We start from the raw sequence: 18,575 nt of genomic DNA, 5'->3' as shown, positions 1-18,575 counted from the left end.
ACTCCAAGGCAGCACTTAATGCAGCACGCCGCCGGCGATCGCCGCGCCGAGTGCGCGCACGGCCGGCGTGGCGTCGGGTTGCGCGATGCCGGCCGCGACCTTGTGCAGCATCGCGCGCAAGGTTTCGCTCGCTTCCTCGATGGCTTCGGCGCCCGGCACCGCCACCGCCGGCGCGGCCTGATCGGCATGCGACAGATGCGCCTGCGCGGCCAGCGTGGCCGCGTGCGCGGTGCGGCGCCAGGCAAGGCCCAACGCGTCGGCGAGCAGGCCCACATGGCCGAGACCCAGCGCCCACGCCGCCGCGCCGATGCGGTACGCCGCTTCGGCGGCCGTCAGCGCGTCGGAGGGATCGGCGTGCGCGCCCTCGCCGCGCAGCGCGAACGTGCGCGCATGCGTGCCGATGGCGAGCATGGCGGCGTCGGCGGTTTGCAGGAAATCTTCGTACGCATTGCCGTTGACGACGAGCGCGCCCAAGTCGCGCGATGGCGCCACGCGCGCCGCGACCGCCTCGGCGCGCGCGCTGTCCGCTTCCCACAGTGCCTCGGAGGCTTGCGTGCCGGCCACGTGCCAGTCGACCGTCAAGCCGTAGTCGTGCAGCAGATCGACGTCGTCGGTATCTTCGGCGGCCGCGCCGAACAGCGCGTAGTCGCGCCAGAGCCACGCGAGCGTCGACCTCACGAGCGATTGCGGCGCGTAACGCAGGCCGCGCGCATGCTCGCCGATCAGCAGATTGCAGCGCGCGTAAAAACGCCGCACGGCTTCGTCGCCCCACGAATCCGCGCCGCGCCGCAGCACGCGTCCGCACGCGGCGGCAAGACGCCAGAAGTCGTAGGGATCGGCGCTCGCAAGCTCGCTCATGCAGGCGTCCATCTCGTCGAATGCCGCGAGCGCGAGCGCGTCGGCGGCGCGGCTGCCGTTGCCGAGGCGGGCCTTGAGCGCGGGCAGCAGCGCGGCCTCGTAGCGCGCGCGCACCTGGCCGAAACGCTGCGTGGGCTGCGCGCGCAGCGAGGCCGGCGCGAGCGGCCGGCCGTGCAGCGCCACCTCGTCGTACGCGAGCGCCACGCCCGGCATATGCTCGCCGAGCGCCGCAACGAGCGCGTGCTGGCGCGCGAACAGCGCGGGCGAGCACGCGAGTTCGCGCAGATTGTGCCGATCGAGCGCCGCGGCGAGCGCTTCGAGCGCCTCGCGGAACGCGTCGCGCACGTGGGCGCCTTCGGGTTCGTCGGGCGTGTGCAGCGGGCGCGCGGGCATGCCCGGCGGCGGCGTCACGGCAACCGGCGCGGCAAGCGCGAGCGGCGAAGCCAGCAGCAGCGTGTCGGCGAAACGCGCGGCCGGCAGCCAGCCCGCGTCGCGCAGCGTGCGCGCCGCCTGGCGCAACGGCCGCGCGACATCGCGCTGCTCGTCGAGCGCGGCGAGCGCCTGGGCCAGCGCGCCGTGCGCGAACGGCACCTGGCCGCCGCGTGGATTGGGCAACGCTTCGAAGGATGCGAAAGAGGAAGAACGCAGACTCATGGGGCAGCGCCGGGAACGTTTGCGGGCCGCCTCGCTTCGCGGCGTCGGCGCATCGAGCGGCGCCATGCCGGCGAGGGCGGGCGGAGCGAAGCAGGCGGTGCGAATCGCGCCACCGCGTATCGAAATATCGACGTATCGACTTATTGACGTATCGACTTGCCGACCTTCGTACCCGCGTAGTGCGCGATTGCGGTGCTACGCCGCCGTTGTCATGCTGACGACGACGATCACCGGTACGCGAACGCCGCGCGCGTCACGCGAAACCTGGCGCGCAGTTAAGTATTCGATCACCGCGGCCGGCATCGCGCCGTGCGCGACAGCACAGTCCGGCGGCATTTCATCGACGGCCACCGCTTGGGCAATTTTCAGCAGTCCGTGCCGAAGCGATGAAAAACGCGCAAACCGTTACGCGGCATGCGCAATTTTTACGCCCGTACCGGTTGCCGACAGCCCGTTCAACGGTGCTTGATTGAAAACCGGCGCGGAGCCGGCGCGCGCGAGGCGCGCCGGCCGCCCGGCAAATCGGCTCGGCTCAGATCTGGACCATTTCGAAGTCTTCCTTGCGCGCGCCGCACTCGGGACACGTCCAGTTGATGGGTACATCCTCCCAGCGCGTGCCGGGGGCGATACCTTCGTCTGGCAAACCGGCTTCTTCGTCGTAGATCCAGCCGCAGATCAGGCACATCCAGCTTCTATATTCCATTCTTATGCCGCGTGAAAAAGTCCAAAAGCAGTGTGGGAAACGAGAGCCATGATGGTACCGTGTTGGCGTTTTTATGCCTAGCGACGCAGGGTCGGAAACGCCGGCCGCGCCGTCCGGGCGCACGCGAAGAGACGCCCGCCGCGCGAATGTGCGGCCAGCCGCGCAAAAATCCGCGACACGCGCGAGCCATCCGTCCCCCGGAAGCCGCATAATTGGAAACCGGCGACGCGCCGGCGCGGCACGCCGCGCGCCCGAAGCCCCTATCCTTTCGCCACGTTCATGCCCAGCGACACCCCTCCCATCGTCCTCACCTTCGGCCTTTCCGATCCCACCGGCGGCGGCGGCCTGCAAGCCGACCTGCTCACGCTCGCAAGCATGGGTTGCCACGGCGTTTGCGCGCTGACGGGCTACACCGTGCGCGACTCCGCGGGCTGCGACGAAGTCACCGGCCTCGATCCCGAAACCGTCGCCACGCAGGCTCGCATGCTGCTGGAAGACATGCCCATCGCCGCATTCAAGGTGGGCGCGGGCGCGCGCGCGGAAGTGGTGAGCGCGATTGCCGAAGTCGTCGCCGATTACGACGACGTGCCGCTCATCCTCGCGCCCGACTTCACGCTCGACGACGAACACGTGCTCGCCGCCGACGAATTGCGCGAAGCGATGGCCGACCTGCTCGTGCCGCAAACCACGCTGCTGGTCGCCGACGCCGCCACGCTGATCGCGCTCGCGCAGCCCGACGGCGACGCCGACGCGCCGAGCGTCGACGCGGCCATCGCCCACCTGCTCTCCACTGGCTGCGAATATATTCTGGCGATGGAAACGGGCACGCACCGCGTCGTCAACACGCTTTATTGCGAGGACGGCCAGTTGCGCCAGGATTTGTGGGACCGCGCCGCGCAACCGATGATGGGCGTGACCGACACGCTGGGCGCCGCCATCGCCGCATTGCTCGCGAATGGCCAGGAGCCGCCCGAAGCGGTGCGCGAGGCGCAGGAATATCTGTATCAGGCCGTGCAGAGCGCGTTCCGGCCCGGCATGGGCGCGTGGCTCCCCGACCGGTTTTTCTGGGCGCGCAGCAACGACAACGAAGAAGGCGGCGAAGCGCCCCCGCGCCCCGGCAGCGAGTTGCCGCCCGGCGAAGCCAAGCATTGAGCGCAAGCGCTCGATGAAGGCGCGGCGCGAAAGCCATTCGCGACGCCACGCAAAAACCACGCAGAAACCACGTAAAAGCCACGCGAAAACGCACCGTGGAGACGAAAAAAAACCCGCATCGCTGCGGGTTTTTTCTTTGGGAAAGCACCTCGCGATGCTTTCCCCGCACTTCGACGTCATTTCGGTCGAAACCGGAATTACATGTCCATGCCCATGCCGCCCATGCCGCCGGGCATGCCGCCGGGCATCGGTGCATCTTCCTTCGGCACTTCGGCAACGGCTGCGTCCGTCGTCAGCAGCAGGCCTGCGACCGAAGCTGCGTTTTGCAGCGCGGTGCGCGTGACCTTCGTCGGGTCGACCACGCCGGCTTCGACCATGTCGACGTACTCGCCCGTGGCTGCGTTGTAGCCGTAGTTGCCCGAACCCTGAGCAACCGCTGCCACCACGACCGATGCTTCCTCGCCGCCGTTCGTGACGATCTGGCGCAGCGGTTCTTCCATCGCGCGCAGGACGATCTTGATACCGGCGTCCTGGTCTGCGTTCGAGCCCTTCAGGCCCGAGACGGCCACGCGGGCACGGATCAGGGCAACACCGCCGCCGGGGACGATGCCTTCCTCAACCGCAGCGCGCGTTGCGTGCAGCGCGTCTTCCACGCGTGCCTTCTTTTCCTTCATTTCGACTTCGGTCGCAGCGCCGACCTTGATCACTGCCACGCCGCCTGCCAGCTTGGCAACGCGCTCTTGCAGCTTTTCACGGTCGTAGTCCGAGGTCGCTTCTTCGATTTGCGTGCGGATTTGCTTCACGCGCGCTTCGATATTCACGGCTTCGCCGGCGCCGTCGATGATCGTCGTGTTTTCCTTGCCCACTTCGATACGCTTGGCTTGACCCAGTTCTTGCAGCGTTGCCTTTTCGAGCGTGAGGCCGGTTTCTTCGGCGATGACCTGGCCGCCGGTCAGGATCGCGATGTCTTCCAGCATGGCCTTGCGGCGGTCGCCGAAGCCCGGAGCCTTGACGGCGACGGTCTTGAGGATGCCGCGGATGTTGTTGACGACCAGCGTGGCGAGCGCTTCGCCTTCGACGTCTTCAGCGATGATCAGCAGCGGACGGCCAGCCTTCGCGACTTGTTCCAGAACCGGCAGCAGATCGCGGATGTTCGAGATCTTCTTGTCGAACAGCAGGACGAACGGGCTTTCCAGCACGGCGACTTGCTTGTCCGGGTTGTTGATGAAGTACGGCGAGAGGTAGCCGCGGTCGAACTGCATGCCTTCGACCACTTCCAGCTCGTCTTGCAGCGACTTGCCGTCTTCGACGGTGATGACGCCTTCCTTGCCGACCTTGTCCATCGCTTCAGCGATACGGTCGCCGATCGACGAATCGCTGTTCGCCGAGATCGAGCCGACTTGCGCGATTTCCTTGTTGGTCGTGCAGGGCTTGCTCAGCTTGCGCAGTTCTTCGATTGCTGCCGCAACCGCCTTGTCGATGCCGCGCTTGAGGTCCATCGGGTTCATGCCCGATGCGACGTACTTCATGCCTTCGCGAACGATCGACTGCGCGAGGACCGTTGCCGTCGTCGTGCCGTCGCCGGCGTTGTCGCTGGTCTTGGAAGCGACTTCCTTGACCATTTGCGCGCCCATGTTCTGGAGCTTGTCCTTCAGCTCGATTTCCTTCGCGACCGAGACACCGTCCTTGGTGACCGTCGGGCCGCCGAACGAGCGCTCGAGGACCACGTTGCGGCCCTTCGGACCCAGCGTGACCTTCACTGCGTTGGCGAGAATGTTCACGCCTTCAACCATCTTGGAACGGGCGGAATCGCCGAACACGACGTCTTTAGCTGCCATCTTCTAACTCCTTGGGATTCTTGAATGGTGTGCGGTGGAATGAACTTACTTGTTCACCACGGCCATGATGTCTTCTTCGCGCATCACGAGCAGTTCGCTGCCGTCGACCTTGACGGTCTGACCAGCGTACTTGCCGAACAGGACGCGGTCGCCGACCTTGACGTCGAGCGCGATCAGCGCGCCCTTGTCGTCGCGCTTGCCCGGGCCCGTGGCCAGCACTTCGCCTTGGTCCGGCTTTTCTGCCGCTGCGTCCGGAATCACGATGCCGGAAGCCGTCTTGGTTTCCTGATCCAGGCGCTTGACGATCACGCGATCATGCAAAGGACGAAGGTTCATGGATAGATCCTCTCTCTCTTGATTAGGACTTGAAGCCGACTGAAGAAAACCTGGCTGCCGTGGATCGCCAGCCAGAGATGTAAGTGCACCGAGCGTTGTTAGCACTCTCATGCGGTGAGTGCTAATTATATGGACGGGTGGTGACAAATTCAAGAACGGGGGCGGATGACGTGGACCTGGGGAAATCCCTGACAAGATCGCATCGAACGTAAAACGGTGTCAAATCATCCGAACCCGAGAAGCCGCTGTTTTAGGCCGACGCTTAAGTCGTCGCGCCACGCTCGAGCCGCCTGGCTACGGAACGGCCGAACCGCATGGCCGGTTTTTCGACCAGAAAATACGAGACGTGGGCAACCGCCAGCGATATGGCAATGCATACGACCAGCATCAAAAGCGGCGAGAAAGCATGCGGCGCAGCAAAGGGCGGCGAGGAAAGCAGCAAATCGATGACCATCGAATGCAGGAGGTAGAGCGAATAACTGCATAGGCCTATCCACGCCAGGACTTTGCTGCGAACCGGCGTGACGAACGCAAGGAGCAGAAAGAGCGCAAGCGCAGTCGCCCACGAGCCATACATGCTGAAAAGCCCGATGTCCTGCGTTTTCAAATAGCAGACGATGCCCATCGCCGGCAGCAAGACCAGCCACCCGAAACACAGCAAGCCGATCGCCATTTTTCCTGCTGTCCGCAACTTGCCCTCGGACCACCTCCGCAAACACGCGCCGAGAAACATCGCGGAAAAATACGCGCAAAAATTTCCCCAGTTCATGTTGAGAATGCCGGGAATCGGATGGTTCCCTGCTGCGCCAGTGCTGCTGGCAATAGCGCCACCCAGATGCAGGGCGGCCGCGATGTGATGACCGATGGCCGTGACGTTTGTCCAGTAATCCAGATACAGAAGAAAAACGCAGAACAGCCCGCCGGAAATCGCGGCGAGAGCGAACGCGCTATCTATTAGCCCAAAGAGAAAAAGCCCATAGGCCATCACATAGAAAACCAGCTCCAGCTTGAGTGTCCAGTAGACGCCCAGCACGTTCTCGTAATGAAAGAAGTTCTGAAGCATCGTGGCGTTGGCCAGCGCCTGCGCGCCACCAATGGCCTCCCGGGAAACCACCGACTGAAGGACGACCGCGAGAATGAGCGAAATCCAGTAAGCCGGATACAGCCGGGTGACCCGCTTGACCCAAAAGTCACCGAGGTGACGATTTTTCTTCAGGCTGAAGGGAATGACAAACCCGGATATCAGGAAGAAAACGACCACGCCGATACGCCCCAGATCGAGGCCGGCAACGACGCTCTGCGCCCAGGTGTGCCCGGATGCAATCGAAGGTGCGGCATAGAAGTGTTCAACCAGCACGCTAACGGCGGCGAACGCGCGAATGGCGTCGATATGGTCTAGTCGGTGTTCCAACCAATGGCTCCGGTTCTTCGTTGGGCGTCAATTATAGGGATAAGTGCATCGTGTTCGCCTTTGCCAATGGGAGGCTCGCCCCAGCCCATTGCCGGTCGACGTCGAGATCGGCGCACAACCAGCGTTCGCGCGCGTACAAACACCGCGTCACCGTTTGTTCACAATGCGGCCAAACCTCCGACGCAATCCATCGACAGACAGCGCCATGCCCTCCTCTTCGCTCCCGCCGCCCTCGCCCGACGAGGTACACGTCTGGCAGTGGGATCTGGACGCGCCCGGCGGCGACTTCGAGCGTCACTGGCAAACGCTTTCGGCGCAGGAGCGCGAGCGCGCCGGCCAATTCCGCTTCGAGCAGCATCGCCGCCGCTACGTGGCGGGACGCGCGGAACTCCGGCGGCTCCTTGGCCGCTATCTGGCGATTCCCGCGCACGCCGTCGCGCTCGGAACCGGCGCCGAGGGCAAGCCGTTCTGCGCGACACAGCCGGCCGGCTGGCAACTGCGCTTCAACCTGAGCCACACCGCAAACGCGGCGGCGCTCGCGGTCGCGAACGGCTTCGAAGTGGGCATCGACGTGGAAAACCTGCGGCCCATCGAGGACTGCGTGCCGCTCGAAGTGTTCACCGCGCGCGAACTCGCGACGTACCGCGCCTTGACGCCGGCGCAGCAGCACGCCGTTTTCTTCGAAACCTGGGCGCGCAAGGAAGCCGGCCTGAAGGCGCTCGGCACCGGCTTCGTGCTGCCGCCGGGTCATTTCGAATTCGACCTCTCGATACACGGCGACACGACGCCACGGCTCGTCGGCGGCGAGGCGCGAGAGGCCGCGCAATGGCGCATTCGCGCGCTGCCGTTCCACGCGGCGCGCGCGGGCGCGGTGGCGGCGCGGCGCACGGACTGGTCGATCGTCAACATGAACTGAGCGGCGGCGGCTCGCGAACGCGGCGGCACGGCCAGCACCGCTAACACCCACCTTACGGCCGGCGCGGCGAACGGGACCCAAACGGCTCCTGCGCGTGCGACGCGCGCCACGCCAACGTGGGATACCGCACATCCGCGCAAACGTTGTCCCGCGACCGCCAAAGCCCCGCCGCCGCCGCCTTGCGCGCGGCCCTCAGCCTTGCGGGCCGTGGCTCTCCCGCCGTCGCGCGCGACCTGCTTGCTCCGCTCGTGTGTGCGAAGCCGAACGGAGCGCCATCCCGTAGACGATTAACTTTCACTTACAACATATTTCGCGCCCCGGACACGGATCGGGCGACGAAAGCTTGGCGCAATCGACCACTTCCGTGTCTGGCCGCGAAACGTATGCAACGGCGGTATGCAACGGCGCATGCGCAATCGCGAGGCGGGGGTTTTGAAAGATGACGGGAGACCGGCAAATGTCACACAGAGACGGATATTTAAGCGACTGGCCAGGCGGAACAGGTCAAGTCCCCGGCGTGGCGGCGCGCTTCGATGCCGTATGCGCGCAATTCGGCGATCGGCTGGCCGCGCTCGACGCGAGCGGCGAAACCACTTATGCGGCGCTCGGCGAGCGCTCGGCGCGTCTTGCGACGGTGCTCGCGCGCAAGGGGCTGGAACCCGGCGAGCGCTGCGCGATCATGGTGCCGCGCAGCCGCGACACGCTCGCGCTGATGCTCGCGATCCTGCGCGTGGGCGCGGTCTACGTGCCGCTCGATCCCGCGTATCCGCGCGCACAACTCGACTTTATCGTCGCCGATTGCGCGCCGAAGCTGATCGTCGCCGAAAGCGCGGCGCTCGCGAGCTTCGGCGAACGGGGCGAGAGCGGCGAGAGCGAAGGCACGCTGCTCGATCTCGCCGATCTCATGGCGGCGGCCGAGGCCATCGACGCCACCGAAGCCGCCGCGCTGCGGCCGTGCGCCGGCAACGACGCCGCGTACATCATGTACACCTCGGGCTCCACGGGCAAACCGAAGGGCGTGATCGTGCCGCACCGCGCGATTTTGCGCCTCGTGCGCGGTCAAACCTTCACCGCGCTCTCGCCGCAAACGCGCTTTCTCAATCTCGCGCCGCTCGCCTTCGACGCAAGCACGCTCGAAATCTGGGGGCCGCTGCTCAACGGCGGTTGCGCCGCGATCGTCAACGAAGTGCAGCCGTCGCTCGACGTCATCGCCGCTGAAATCGCGCGGCTGGGCGCCACGAGCGCATGGTTCACGGCGGGCCTCTTCAACGCGCTCGCCGATTACCGCATCGAGGCGTTCGCGCCGCTCCAGGAAGCGCTCACGGGCGGCGACGTGCTCTCGCCCCCGCACGTGCGCAAGGTCATGGCCGCGCATCCGGGGCTGCAAATCGTCAACGGCTACGGCCCGACCGAGAACACCACGTTCACCTGCTGCTACCGCATTCCGCGCGACGGCGAAGCGCTCGCGAACGGCGAAGCCATTCCGATCGGCGAGGCCATCGCGGGCACGCAGGTGTATCTGCTCGACGACAAGCTCGCGCCGGTGGCCGAAGGCGAGATCGGCGAACTGGTCGCGGGCGGCGAAGGCGTCGCGCTCGGCTATCTGAACCGCGCCGAACTCAGCGCCGAAAAGTTCGTCGACGATCCGTTCACGCCGGGCGCGAAGCTCTATCGCACCGGCGACCTCGTGCGCCGCCGCACCGACGGCGCGATCGAATTTCTCGGCCGCAACGACCGCCAGATCAAGATCGCGGGCAAGCGCATCGAACTCGACGAGATCGAGCACGCCCTGCGCGCGGCGCCCGGCGTGGCCGACGCCGCCGTGGCCGCGTTCGACGGCCGCAACGGCAAGGCCATCGCCGGATTCGTGAAAGCCGAAGCCGCCGAAGCCGACGCCGCAGCCCACGCCGCAGCCTTCGTGGCCGCGCTTCGCGCGCATCTCAAGCAAGCGCTGCCCGACTACATGGCGCCCGCCGAACTGCGCGTGTTCGCCGACTTTCCGCTCACGCCGAACGGCAAGATCGACCGCAAGGCGCTGCTGCGCGAACTCGAAGCACAAGCGCAGGCCACGGCCGCCGCGCCGGCCGCCGACGACGACGTCGCCGCGCAGCTCGCCGCCGTGTTCGAGCGGATGCTCGGCAAGCCCATCGACCGCCGCGCCAACTTCTTCGATCTCGGCCTGCGCTCGCTCGACCTGATGCGCTCGCACGCGATCATCGCGCGCGAAGTGACGGCCAAGGTCGCGCTCGTCGATCTGTTCCGCCATCCGAACGTGGAGGCGCTGGCCGCGCATCTGCGCGACGCGGGCGGCGCGGCGAACGCGCAAGCCGTTCGTCACGGCAATGGCGGCAACGGCGGCAACGGCGGCCGTGACGCGCACGACGGCGCGATTGCCGTGGTCGGCATGGCCGGGCGCTTTCCGGGCGCGCGCAACGTGGCGCAGTTGTGGGCCAACCTGCTCGCGGGCCGCGACAGCATCACGCATTTCGACGTGGCCGAACTCGAGGACAGCTTCGACGACAAGTCGCGCCGCGACCCGAGCTACGTGAAGGCGCGGCCGATCCTGCCCGACGTCGACCGCTTCGACGCGGGCTTCTTCGGCATGCTCGCGCGCGAGGCCGCGCTCACCGATCCGCAGCAGCGCCTCTTCCTGGAAATCGCGTGGGAAGCGTTCGAGGACGCGGGCTACGACCCGGCGCGGATCGCCGGCGCCGTGGGCGTGTTCGCGGGCACTTCGATGAACACGTACTTCCTCAAGCACGTCCTCACCGACCGCGGCGTGATCGACGAATTCACGAGCCAGTTCCAGATCGGCGAATATCAGAAGCTGATGGGCGCGGGCGATTTCGTCGCCACGCGCACGGCTTACAAGCTCGGCCTGACGGGACCGGCGGTCTCGGTGCAAACGGCCTGCTCGACCTCGCTCACGGCCATCGGCCTCGCCGTCGAAAACCTGCGCGCCGGGCGCTGCGACATGGCGCTCGCGGGCGGCGTGTCGATCACCTTCCCGCAAAAGCGCGGCTACTTCTACCAGGAAGGCGGCATGGGCGCGCCCGACGGCGTATGCCGTCCGTTCGACGCGGGCGCGCAAGGCACGGTGTTCGGCAGCGGCGCGGGCGTGGTGCTGCTCAAGCGCCTCGACGACGCCCTCGCCGACGAAGACCCGATCTACGCCGTGATTCGCGGCGTGGGCATCAACAACGACGGTTCGGACAAGGTGGGCTTCACCGCGCCGAGCGTCGATGCGCAAGCGCGCGCCGTCGCCATCGCGCACGCCGAGGCGGGCATCGACCCGGCTTCGATCGGCTATATCGAAGCGCACGGCACGGCCACGCCGCTCGGCGACCCGATCGAATTCGCGGGACTCGTGCAGGCGTTCCGCCTGGGCGGCGTGGACGGCGGCGAGCGCGGCCAGTTCTGCGCGCTCGGCTCGGCGAAGGCTATCGTCGGGCACCTGGACGCCGCCGCGGGCGTGACGGGCTTCATCGCCGCATCGCTCGCGCTGCGCCATCGCACGCTGCCGCCGCTCACGCACTTCCGCACGCCGAACCCCGGCATCGAACTCGCGAACAGCCCGTTCTTCTTCAACACGGCCGCGCGCGCGTGGGACGCGGGCGACGCGCCGCGCCGCGCGGGCGTGAGTTCGCTCGGCGTCGGCGGAACGAACGTACACATGGTGCTGGAGGAAGCGCCCGAGCGCGCGGCGAGCGCGGCCCGGAGCGATGAGGATTCCGGCAACGTCGATGGCGTCGATGGCGTCGATCGGGCCGTGCAGATCCTGCCGATCTCGGCGCGCAGCGCGGCCGCGCTCGAACGCGCGAAGGCGAATCTCGCGGCGCACCTGAGCGCGCACGCCGATCTCGCCCTCGCCGACGTCGCCGCGACGCTGCAAACGGGCCGCCGCGCGTTCGCGCATCGCGCCGTGGTGGTCGCGGAGAACCTGGAGCAGGCGCAGGCGAGGCTCGCGGGCGCGAGCAAAGGCGCGCTCGAAGCGCAAGCGCCGCAAGCCGCGCCGCCGGTCGTGTTCATGTTCCCCGGCCAGGGCGCGCAGTATCCCGGCATGGGCAACGCGCTCTATCGCACCGAACCGGTGTACCGCGAGTGGATCGACAAGGGCGCCGCCGTGCTCGCGCCGCACGTCGGCCTCGACATTCGCACGCTGATGTTCAGCGCCGCGCCCGAAGGCGACGACACGCCGCATCCGATCCGCTCGACGATCTACGCGCAGCCCGCGCTCTTTCTCGTCGAATACGCGCTCGCGCAGTTGTGGATCTCGCGCGGCGTGAAGCCCGCGGCCATGATCGGCCATAGCGTCGGCGAACTGGTCGCGGCCTGCGTGGCCGAAGCCATCGCGTTCGAGGACGCGCTTTCGCTGATCGCGCAGCGCGGCGCGCTGATGCAGTCGGCGGAACCGGGCGCGATGCTGGTCGTGCGCCTTTCCGAAGCCGAACTCGCGCCCATGCTGCCCGCCGACGTCGATCTCGCCGCCGTCAACGCGCCCGCGCTGAGCGTGGTGGCCGGTCCGTTCGCGGCCATCGAGGCGTTCGAGGCCACGCTGAAGGCAGGCGACATCGAGCATCGCCGCCTGCATACGTCGCACGCGTTCCATTCGCGCATGATGTCGGGCGTGGTGGAGGACCTCGCGAAGCTCGCCGGCACGCTCGCGTTCGCGCCGCCGAAGATTCCTTACGTGTCCTCCGTGACGGGCCAATGGGCGGCGATGGACCAGCCCGTGACCGGCCACTACTGGGCGCACCATTGCCGCAACGTGGTGCGCTTCAGCGACGCGCTCGCCACCGTGACCTCGGCCGCCGAAACCCGGCCGCTGCTGCTCGAAATCGGTCCCGGCCGCACGCTCGCGACGTTTGCCGCGCAAGGCTTGCCGAAGGACCGCTATCAGGCCGCCGTCGCCTCGCTGCCCGACTTCGCGCTGCGCGAGCGCGAGCTGGCCACGTTCGCCGAAGCCACCGGCCGGCTTTGGCTCAACGGCGTGACGCCCGACTGGAACATCGTGCAAAGCCGCAGCGCGCGCCGCATCCCGCTGCCGACGTACCCGTTCGAACCGGAGCGCCACTGGATCGACGCGCCCGCTCCTGCATCCCATTCCCAAACGACGACGACGCAAGCCGCGGCCGCGCCCCAAACCGCACCCGCCTCCCCGGCTGCGGCGGTTGCCCCCGCGGCCGCGCCTGCTTCGCCCGAGACCCACACCACCATCGCCCCGACCGCCATGTCCCAACCCGCCCAAATCGACCGCAAACCGCGTCTTGTCGCCGAACTGGCCTCGCTGCTCGCCGAAATGTCCGGCGAGGCGCCCGATCTGTCCAACCCCGACGTGACGTTCTGGGATCTCGGCTACGACTCGCTGTTCATGGGTCAGGTGTCGCGCCAGTTGCGCCGCCGCTACGACGTGACCATCAGCTTCCGCCAGATCATGAGCGACTACCCGACGCTGCCCGCGCTCGCCGGGTTCATGGACGGCGCGATGCCGCCCGATCCGGAACCGGCGGCGCAAGCCGCGCCCGCGGCGCTCGAAGCGCCCGCTGCCGCCGCCGCGCCTGCCGCAGCCGTGACCGCGCCCGCAGCGGCGGTCGCCGTGCCGGTTCTTGCACCGGTTCTTGCACCGGTTCTTGCACAAACCGCCGCGCCGCTCGCCGCGCAATTCGCCGCCGCGCCCGCCACGGGCGATCTGCAATCGGTGATTCGCGACCAGCTTGCCGCGATGCAAACCGTGATGTCGCGTCAGCTCGACGTGCTGCAAGGCGCGCCGCTGGCCGCCGCGCAACCGGCCGTGACCGCGCCCGCCGCGCCCGCCGCGCCCGCCGTCGCTGCACAAATCGCCGCGCCCGTTGCCGCGCCTTCCGCGCAAGTCGCCGCGCAAACTGCCGCAGCAGCCGCCCCCGCGCGCGCCGCCGGCCCCGAGATCAAGTTCGAGGAAAACCGCCCCTCGCGCTTCACGGCTTACAAGCCCGGCGCGACGGCCTCGGCGCAAACCACCGACGCGCAAAGCGCGTTCATCGCCGATTTCGCGCAGCGCTACTCGGCCAAATCGCCCACTTCGAAGGCGCGCACGCAGCAGTATCGCGCCGTGCTGGCCGACCCGCGCACCGCGAGCGGCTTTCGCGAAGAGTGGAAGGAACTCGTGTATCCGATCGTCGCGCAACGCTCGAAAGGCTCGAAGATCTGGGACATCGACGGCAACGAATACGTCGACGTCGTGAACGGCTACGGCCAAACCGCGTTCGGCCACACGCCCGATTTCGTCGTCGATGCGGTCAAGGCGCAGATGGACGAAGGCTTCGCGATCGGGCCGCAGTCGCCGCTCGCGGGCGAAGTCGCGCAAATGTTCGCCGAGATGACGGGCCACGAGCGCGTGACCTTCTGCAACACCGGCTCGGAAGCCGTGATGGCCGCCATGCGCCTCGCGCGCACCGTCACCGGCAAGGACAAGGTGGTGTGCTTCGACGGCGACTATCACGGCCAGTTCGACGAAGTGCTCGTGAAGCCGGGCAGCGAGGCGGGCGTGCCGCGCGCGTTCCCGCTCGCCCCCGGCATCCCGTCGCAGTCGGTCGGCAACATGGTCGTGCTGCCCTACGCCAAGGCCGAAAGCCTCGAATGGATCAAGGCCAATATCGACGACATCGCCGCCGTGCTGATCGAGCCGGTGCAGTCGCGCCACCCGAACCTGCGCCCGAAGGAATTCGTGCAGCAGTTGCGCGAGGTGACGACCGCGAACGACTCCGCGCTGATCTTCGACGAAGTGGTCACGGGCTTTCGCGTGCATCCGGCCGGCATGCAAGGCTACTGGGGCATCAAGGGCGACATGGCGACCTACGGCAAGGTGGTCGGCGGCGGCCTGCCGATCGGCGTGCTCGCGGGCAACGCGCAATACATGGACGCGCTCGACGGCGGCCAGTGGCAATTCGGCGATGCTTCGGTGCCCGAAGTGCCGCCCACGTTCTTCGCGGGCACCTTCGTGCGCCACCCGGTCGTGCTCGCGGCGATGAAGGCCGTGCTGCTGCATCTGAAGGAAGCCGGCCCGGCGCTGCAAGAGCAGCTCGGCGCGCGCATGCAGGCGCTCGTGCAACGCATCAACGCGCATCTGGAAAAAGCGGGCATCGCCACGCGCGCCGAAACGTTCTCGAGCTGGTTCTACGTGAACCTCGCGGGCGAGGATCGCCTGGGCAGCCTGTTCTATCCGTACATGCGCTACCTCGGCGTACACATCATGGAAGGCTTCCCCTGCTTCCTGACGACGAGCCACACCGACGAGGACATCCGCAAGATCGGCGACGCCTTCGTCGAAGCCATCGACGCGCTGCAACGCGTGGGCATTTTCGGCGGCACGGCGCACGCCGCAGCCGCCGCGCCGCGCATCGCCGCACCGGCGCCGCAACTCGCGCAAGCCGCGCAAGCCGCGCAGCCGCAGCTCACGCAAGCGCCGCTCACCGAGCCGCAGAAGGAAATCTGGATGTCGGCGCAGCAGAGCCACGAGGCGTCGCTCGCGTTCAACGAATCGTTCACGCTCGAACTCGCGGGCAATCTGAACGAAGCCGCGTTCGAGCGCGCGTTCGCCGCGACGGTCGCGCGCCACGACGCGCTGCGCGTCCACTTCTCGCGCGTGGGCGACACGATGATCGTCGATCCGGCCACCACGGTGCCGCTCGTCACCATCGACCTGGCCGGTCATGCCGATGCGGCGGGCGAACTCGCGGCCATCGTCGACGGCGAGGCGCGCGCGGTGTTCGACCTCACGCGCGCGCCGCTCGTGCGCGCCGCGCTGATCCGCCTCGAAAGCCAGAAGTGGGCGTTCGTGTTCACGGCGCATCACATCGTCTGCGACGGCTGGTCGATCAACATCATCCTGCGCGATCTGGCCGCGCTCTATGCCGCCGACGTTTCGGGCAAGCCCGCCGAACTCGACGACGTGCAGAGCTTCCTCGCCTTCGCGCAAGCGCAGAACAACGAAGGCGTGGACGCCGAAACGCGCCAGTTCTGGCTCGACCTCCATCGCACGCCCGCGCCGCAGCCCGAGCTGCCCGGCGACCGCGCGCGCCCGGAAATCAAAAGCTCGAACGGCGCTTCCACCACGCGTCATATCGGCGCCGACCTGCTCAAGCAGGTGAAAGCCGCTTCGTCGAAGCAAGGCTGCTCGCTGTTCGCGACGCTGTTCGGCGCGGCGCAGGTGCTGTTCGGCCGCCTCGCGGGCAACGACGACGTGGTGATCGCCGCGCCGATGGCCGGCCAGTCGAACGCGGGCGAAGCGCTGCTTGTCGGCCACTGCGTGAACTTCCTGCCGCTGCGCGTGAAATTCGATCGCCAGCAGCCGTTCGCCACGCACATGAAGGCCGTGCGCGACCATCTCTACGACGCCGGCGACCGCCAGAACTACACCTACGGCGCGCTCGTGCGCGACCTCGGCATCAAGCGCGACTTCAATCGGCTGCCGCTCACCGACCTTCAGTTCAACCTGGAGAAAGTCGACGGCGAACTCGACCTGAACGGCGTGACCACGCGCTTCGCGCCCAACGCCAAAGCCTATGCGAACTTCGATCTGTTCCTGAACGTGATCGAGTCGTCGCAAGGGCTGCGTCTCGATTGCGACTTCATCACCGACGTGTACGACGAAGCCACGATCCAGCGCTGGCTCGGCCACTACGAAACGCTGCTGGCCGCCATCGCCCGCGACGCCGAAACGCCGATCGCCGCGCTGCCGCTCCTGAGCGACGCCGAAGTGCGCTATTTGCGCGACGATCTGAACGCTTCGCAGTGCGATTTCGATCTTTCGCAAACCACGCCCGCGCTGATCGCCGCGCAAGCCGGAAGAACCCCCGACGCGCCCGCCGTCGCCGACGCCGCCACGAGCCTCACGTACCGCCAGCTCGACGCGCGCGCCGACCGGATCGCCCGCGCGCTAGTCGCGGCCGGCATCACGCCGCGCGGCCGCGTGGCGATCGCGATGGGCCGCGGCGCGCTCACGGTGGCCGCGATGATCGGCGTGTGGCGCGCGGGCTGCGCCTACGTGCCGCTCGACATGACGATGCCGGCCGCGCGCCTCGCGCAGATTCTCGACAACGCCGGCATTGCCGCGATCCTGAGCGACAGCGCGAGCCGCGACGTGCTCGAAGCGGGCGCGCACCGCGTGCTCGACGTCGAAGCGCTGCTCGCGCAAACCGGCGACACGGCGGCATTGCCCGCCGTGACGGACGCCGATTCGGCCTACGTGATCTTCACTTCGGGGTCGACGGGCCAGCCCAAGGGCGTGGAAATCCCGCATCGCGCGCTCAGCAACTTCCTGCTTTCGATGGCGCATGCGCCGGGCTTCACGGCCGACGACCGCATCGTGGCCGTGACCACGTTCTCGTTCGATATCTCCGGGCTGGAGCTGTTCCTGCCGCTGATCGCCGGCGGCCGGACGTTCGTCGCGGGCCATGAGGAAGTGCGCACCGGTTTCGAACTCGTCGCGCGCTTGCAGGAGCAGGCGGCCACGGTGCTGCAAGCCACGCCTTCGCTGTGGCGCATGCTGCTCGAAGCGGGCTTCAAGGCGCCGCAAGGCTTCAAGATCCTGTGCGGCGGCGAACCGCTGCCGCGCGATCTCGCCGACGCGCTGCTCGCCACCGGCTCGGACGTGTGGAACCTCTACGGCCCGACCGAAACCACGATCTGGTCGTCGGCGTCGCGCGTGGCGGCGAGCGGCCCGATCGTGATCGGCGCGCCCATCGCCAACACCGAACTGCACGTGCTCACCGACGACCTGCGGCTCGCGCCGCAAGGCGTGGCGGGCGAACTGTGGATCGGCGGCGAAGGGCTCGCGAAGGGCTACTTCAACGGCCTCGTGCTGACCAACAACGCGTTCCAGACGATTGCCATCGAAGGCGCCGCGCCGCGCCGCCTCTATCGCACGGGCGACCTCGCGAAACGCCTGCCCGACGGCTCGCTCCAGCATCTGGGCCGGCGCGACCAGCAGATCAAGCTGCGCGGCTTTCGCATCGAGATCGAGGACATCGAGGCCGCCTTGCGCAAGGCGCCGGGCGTGGCCGCCGCCGCCGTCGCGCTCCATACGGTGAACGACAGCGCGCGCCTCGTGGGCTATCTCGTCGGCAACGTCGATCAAGGCGCGGTCGCGGCGCATGCGGCCGCGCAACTGCCGGGCTACATGGTGCCGACCTTGTGGATGACGCTCGACGCGCTGCCGCAAACGGCCAACGGCAAGCTCGACCGCAAGGCGCTGCCGGTGCCGAGCGCCGACATGGTGGCGACGCCGGCGCGAGCGCCGCACGCCGCGCTGAAAGTCGTGCCGGTGGAAGCCGAAGCGAAGGCTGCGCTTGAATCTGTCGAAGCGGCCGAAGCGCCTGAAGCGGCCGAACCTGCGGCCGCCGCGCAGCCGGCCCCGGCGCAACCCGCGCTCACGCCCACGCAAGCCGGCATCGCCGCGATCTGGGGCGAGGTGCTCGGTCTCGCGCACGTGGGCATCGACCAGCCGTTCTTCAGCCTCGGCGCGGACAGCCTGCAACTCTTTCGCATCGTGGCGCGCATGAACGAGCGCGGCTTCGGCGTGGATGCGCGGCAGTTGATGAAGAACGTGACGATCGCCGAACTCGCCGCAAGCCTCGACGGCACGGCCAGCGCCGCGCCCGCCGAAGCGCCCGCCGCCGCCCGGCCGTCGATCCTGAACTTCAAGCGCCGGGTGGCCGAAGGAGTCTGAGC

Annotated in this window: 9 protein-coding genes; 4 read left to right on the top strand and 5 right to left on the bottom strand. The window is 67.8% G+C overall.

The genetic code is table 11. The features are described from left to right. Positions 1-15: 15 nt before the first annotated feature. A complete protein-coding gene (locus tag U5805_RS10575) occupies positions 16-1,512 on the bottom strand; it encodes a hypothetical protein (protein WP_322103426.1) in 1,497 nt (498 codons plus the stop codon). Between the two features lie 211 nt (positions 1,513-1,723). Between U5805_RS10575 and U5805_RS10570 the strand changes: the two genes are divergently transcribed. Continuing rightward, positions 1,724-1,981 (top strand): hypothetical protein, encoded by a 258-nt coding sequence (locus U5805_RS10570; protein ID WP_322103425.1) that lies wholly within the window; start codon positions 1,724-1,726, stop codon positions 1,979-1,981. A gap of 63 nt (positions 1,982-2,044) precedes the next feature. On the opposite strand, the gene U5805_RS10565 is transcribed toward U5805_RS10570, so the two are convergent. After that, entirely contained in the window at positions 2,045-2,215 is a 171-nt protein-coding gene (locus U5805_RS10565) for a rubredoxin (protein ID WP_008342674.1), read from the bottom strand. A 279-nt stretch (positions 2,216-2,494) separates the two neighbouring features. On the opposite strand from U5805_RS10565, the gene U5805_RS10560 reads away from it, so the two are divergent. After that, entirely contained in the window at positions 2,495-3,367 is an 873-nt protein-coding gene (locus tag U5805_RS10560) for a hydroxymethylpyrimidine/phosphomethylpyrimidine kinase (protein ID WP_322103424.1), read from the top strand. 197 nt (positions 3,368-3,564) lie between these two features. Here U5805_RS10560 and groL read toward each other — a convergent pair whose 3' ends face one another. The 3 genes from groL to U5805_RS10545 form a co-directional block, all read right to left on the bottom strand. Then, positions 3,565-5,205 carry a chaperonin GroEL gene (gene groL / locus U5805_RS10555; RefSeq protein WP_322103423.1) on the bottom strand — a complete coding sequence of 547 codons (1,641 nt, stop codon included), beginning with the start codon at positions 5,203-5,205 and terminating at the stop codon, positions 3,565-3,567. A 45-nt stretch (positions 5,206-5,250) separates the two neighbouring features. Further along, positions 5,251-5,541 (bottom strand): co-chaperone GroES, encoded by a 291-nt coding sequence (locus U5805_RS10550; RefSeq protein WP_322103422.1) that lies wholly within the window; start codon positions 5,539-5,541, stop codon positions 5,251-5,253. A gap of 262 nt (positions 5,542-5,803) precedes the next feature. After that, positions 5,804-6,952, bottom strand: coding sequence for an acyltransferase (locus tag U5805_RS10545; protein WP_322103421.1), 1,149 nt, complete (start codon positions 6,950-6,952; stop codon positions 5,804-5,806). Positions 6,953-7,157: 205 nt separating this feature from the next. Here U5805_RS10545 and U5805_RS10540 point away from each other — a divergent pair, with 205 nt between their 5' ends. Beyond that, positions 7,158-7,868, top strand: a complete 711-nt coding sequence (locus U5805_RS10540; RefSeq protein ID WP_322103420.1) for a 4'-phosphopantetheinyl transferase family protein — start codon at positions 7,158-7,160, stop codon at positions 7,866-7,868. A gap of 457 nt (positions 7,869-8,325) precedes the next feature. Further along, the gene (locus tag U5805_RS10535; RefSeq protein ID WP_322103419.1) at positions 8,326-18,573 is read left to right on the top strand and encodes a non-ribosomal peptide synthetase/type I polyketide synthase; all 10,248 of its coding nucleotides are present in this window, start codon (positions 8,326-8,328) and stop codon (positions 18,571-18,573) included. Positions 18,574-18,575: the final 2 nt, after the last annotated feature.

It is taken from the genome of Paraburkholderia sp. J41, from assembly GCF_905220235.1.
Taxonomy (GTDB): domain Bacteria; phylum Pseudomonadota; class Gammaproteobacteria; order Burkholderiales; family Burkholderiaceae; genus Paraburkholderia.
Note: the sequence above shows the minus strand (reverse complement) of the source record. Positions and strands in the feature narration are given on the sequence as shown.